Origin of the sequence: Rhodococcus sp. NPDC060084 (assembly GCF_042730335.1) — a bacterium.
Taxonomy (GTDB): Bacteria; Actinomycetota; Actinomycetes; order Mycobacteriales; family Mycobacteriaceae; genus Rhodococcus.
Genome location: NZ_JBHWWX010000083.1, coordinates 1 through 2752 on the forward strand (window position 1 = coordinate 1; position 2752 = coordinate 2752).

The 2752-nt window shown below is 65.0% G+C and carries 5 protein-coding genes; 4 read left to right on the forward strand and 1 reads right to left on the reverse strand.

Annotated elements, in window-relative coordinates:
• Positions 1–95, reverse strand: a 95-nt coding sequence (locus ACFWBU_RS21190; protein WP_378529148.1) for a manganese catalase family protein, incomplete at its 3' end; no start/stop codon positions are given.
• A 177-nt stretch (positions 96–272) separates the two neighbouring features.
• Between ACFWBU_RS21190 and ACFWBU_RS21195 the strand changes: the two genes are divergently transcribed.
• The 4 genes from ACFWBU_RS21195 (at position 273) to ACFWBU_RS21210 (ending at position 2714) form a co-directional block, all read left to right on the forward strand.
• Complete coding sequence (locus ACFWBU_RS21195) at positions 273–1421, forward strand: zinc-dependent alcohol dehydrogenase (protein WP_169620200.1); 1149 nt, start codon at positions 273–275, stop codon at positions 1419–1421.
• Between the two features lie 12 nt (positions 1422–1433).
• Positions 1434–2051, forward strand: coding sequence for a hypothetical protein (locus ACFWBU_RS21200; RefSeq protein WP_378529147.1), 618 nt, complete (start codon positions 1434–1436; stop codon positions 2049–2051).
• Between the two features lie 80 nt (positions 2052–2131).
• The gene (locus ACFWBU_RS21205; protein WP_169620198.1) at positions 2132–2275 is read left to right on the forward strand and encodes a hypothetical protein; all 144 of its coding nucleotides are present in this window, start codon (positions 2132–2134) and stop codon (positions 2273–2275) included.
• A gap of 46 nt (positions 2276–2321) precedes the next feature.
• Complete coding sequence (locus ACFWBU_RS21210) at positions 2322–2714, forward strand: hypothetical protein (protein WP_169620197.1); 393 nt, start codon at positions 2322–2324, stop codon at positions 2712–2714.
• The last annotated feature ends 38 nt before the right edge of the window (positions 2715–2752 follow it).

Genomic DNA, 2752 nt, shown 5'->3' on the forward strand with positions numbered 1-2752 from the left:
GCGCCGCCGATGAGTTCTTGGAGTTTGCGGGCGTAGACGGGATCGGGCTTCTCGGGTTTGACGTCGAACTGGAGGTGATCTGTGTGACGGAACAATTCTCTCCCTTTCGTGTCGGGACTTCTGAGTCCTGCGGTGGGGAGGTGCCACCGCGAAACGCGACCAAACCTCCGAGATCGTGAGATCTCCCCGGAACTGATCGGCCCGGTCGTGCATCGGACGTATCCGAGGGGGTACCCGCGTGCCACGAACCACGAGGAGACCCGGGAGGCGACTTGAAAGCGATGGTGTACCGAGGGCCCTACAAGGTCCGGGTGGAAGAGAAGGACATCCCGCGTATCGAGCACCCGAACGATGCGATCGTGCGCGTGCAGAGAGCGGCTATCTGCGGTTCGGACCTGCACCTGTACCACGGCATGATGCCCGACACGCGTGTCGGGATGACCTTCGGTCACGAGTTCATCGGCGTGGTGCACGAGGTCGGGCCGTCGGTCCGCAATCTGACGCCCGGAGACCGGGTGATGGTGCCGTTCAACGTGTACTGCGGATCCTGCTACTTCTGTGCACGCGGGCTGTATTCCAACTGCCACAACGTCAATCCGAATGCCACGGCAGTGGGCGGCATCTACGGCTACTCGCACACCTGCGGCGGATACGACGGAGGCCAGGCGGAATTCGTGCGAGTGCCGTTCGCCGACGTCGGGCCCGAACCGATCCCGGAATGGATGGACGACGAAGACGCGCTGATGTGCACCGACGCGCTGGCGACAGGCTATTTCGGTGCCCAGTTGGGTGACATCACCGAGGGCGACACCGTCGTGGTCTTCGGGGCCGGCCCGGTAGGGCTGTACGCCGCGAAGAGTTCGTGGTTCATGGGCGCCGGCCGAGTCATCGTGATCGACCACCTCGAGTATCGACTCGAGAAAGCACGCACCTTCGCTCACGCCGAGACCTACAACTTCGCGGAATACGACGACATCGTCGTGCAGATGAAGAAGGCCACCGACTATCTCGGGGCCGATGTGGTCATCGATGCGGTAGGCGCGGAAGCCGACGGCAACTTCCTCCAGCACGTGACGTCGGCGAAGTTCAAGTTGCAGGGTGGATCACCTATCGCATTGAACTGGGCGATCGACTCGGTCCGCAAGGGCGGAACGGTCTCGGTCATGGGGGCGTACGGGCCGATGTTCAGTGCCGTCAAATTCGGCGACGCGATGAACAAGGGTTTGACGCTGCGGATGAATCAGTGCCCGGTCAAACGCCAGTGGCCGCGTTTGTTCGAACATATTCGCAACGGTTACATCAAGCCCAACGAGCTTGTCACGCACAGGATTCCGCTGGAACACATCGCCGAGGGATTCCACATCTTCTCCGCGAAACTCGACGAGTGCATCAAGCCGGTCATCGTGCCGGATGCCGGATGAGAGGGCTGCGTGATGGCAGAACACGAACTTCCGACCGCCTACGTCCCGAGCGCGCCACAGCCGCCGGACGCCGATGCGTTGCGCGCACGTATTCCCGGATGGGGTGTGGACATCGATCCCGCGGACCGTCCGTCGGTACCGAAAGAGCGCTTCGACCCCGAGGCATCGGGTGCGCGATGGACCTTCCCCGAGCGACAGGAGGAGAGGTGGCCACGGGAACGATCCGTCGAGCATGCCTTCGTCACCCCGGTCTTCGGCACGGCGTGCCCGCCCAAGGGCCTGTCCGGAATGATCCGCAAGTACGCCTACCGCCGTTTCAGTGAAGGCCGTGCCGCGCACTGGCTCCTGCTGCTCGGTGCCGATCGTGTCGACGCGGTCGAGTCGCATCTGCGTTCCTTCGTTTCCGGGCGACCGGACAACCCGGTGACGGAAACGGGAGTCCGGGCGGAGTTCACCCATAACGGACCGGCGGAGCGTGCGAAGAGCACGCGAGTCGACAAGTCCCACCAGTGGCTCGATCCGATCCTCGTCGGCGCGCCGTGGCTCCTGGCTCTCGGTGCGGGACTCGGCGTCGCGATACGGACGGTGTCGAAGCGGACGGTCTCCAAGGGACTCGCCCGGCGGCGCTGACACACAGCGAACGGGTCGGACCGGCGCCCGGGTTCGGCGGGCCTGGGTTTGGCGGGCCGGGCATCGGAAACCCGATATCCATGAACAGCACCGAAGGACCCGCAGACCGTTACGACCCCAGCCAGGATCCGGACGCCGATCCAGAGAATCTCCGGTCCGGCGCACCCCTGCAGCCGGACCAGGCCGAAGGGGAAGACGATCCCGAGGAGACCGATCCCGAGTGACGTACAGGGCCGCCGGGGAGCGGCTCCGCGGGGGGAAGGCACCACGATGACAACGATCGCACCGGGTAGCGACACACTCGGCCACCGCCTCGCCCGGCTTCACGGCTCGCTGAATGTCGCCGGAGGGCTGTGGCCCCTTGTACACAGGCAGAGTTTCGAAGCCGTTTTCGGGGCGAAGGTGGATCGGTGGCTGCAATACACCGTCGCCGGGCTCCTAGTGGGCAACGGGATCGCGCAATTGCGGGCCGAGGACAGTCCCGAAGGGCACCGCCATGCTCGACGGGTCGGCGTGGCCACAGCCGCGACCCTCCTGGCCGTGGACCTGATCTACGTGCCGGCAGGCAGGATCCCCAAGACCTACCTGCTCGACGCCGCGATGGAAGCCGCACTGCTGGCGGGCTGGGGGATGCACGCCGCCGGTGGGGGAGGGAAGCGTTAGCGTCCCTGCACACGAGTGGGGCCCCGAACCTTGGAAGG

What these genes read in the sequence shown, in the direction of transcription:
- ACFWBU_RS21200 (WP_378529147.1), top strand. Translation starts at nt 1,434, where the DNA reads ATGGCAGAACACGAACTTCCGACCGCCTACGTCCCGAGCGCGCCACAG.
- ACFWBU_RS21205 (WP_169620198.1), top strand. Translation starts at nt 2,132, where the DNA reads ATGAACAGCACCGAAGGACCCGCAGACCGTTACGACCCCAGCCAGGAT.
- ACFWBU_RS21210 (WP_169620197.1), top strand. Translation starts at nt 2,322, where the DNA reads ATGACAACGATCGCACCGGGTAGCGACACACTCGGCCACCGCCTCGCC.